The sequence below is a fragment of the Treponema sp. R6D11 genome, assembly GCF_054786075.1.
This window is the reverse complement of the sequence record NZ_BDHD01001491.1, coordinates 1-239: the sequence shown is the minus strand read 5'-3', so window position 1 is coordinate 239 and position 239 is coordinate 1. Positions and strand designations below refer to the sequence as shown.

The following is a 239-nucleotide window of genomic DNA, read 5'->3' as shown; positions in this document are numbered from 1 at the left end:
TCCGACAAAAACATACCGCAAACTTCGCTATCATCTCTCTCTATTCCAATACCCGAAATATCAATACCAGAAGAAACAACATCGGAAGAGACAACAACCGATGAAAAAACGCCGGAAGAGTAAACGCAGGTAGCGTACACGCCAAATGTACACTTGCAGTGTACGCTGTTGCTGACAAGAGCGGTTCTTATCGGCATACTCCCCGGTTTCGGCATTATCCGCCTAATCATAGGAGCAAT

General features: G+C 45.6%; 1 protein-coding gene. It reads right to left on the bottom strand.

Features of this window, described 5'->3' with window-relative positions; all coding sequences use genetic code 11:
• On the bottom strand, positions 1-215 hold a 215-nt coding region (locus ACYVTD_RS19195; RefSeq protein ID WP_461249169.1), incomplete at its 3' end, for a hypothetical protein.
• Between the last annotated feature and the right edge of the window lie 24 nt (positions 216-239).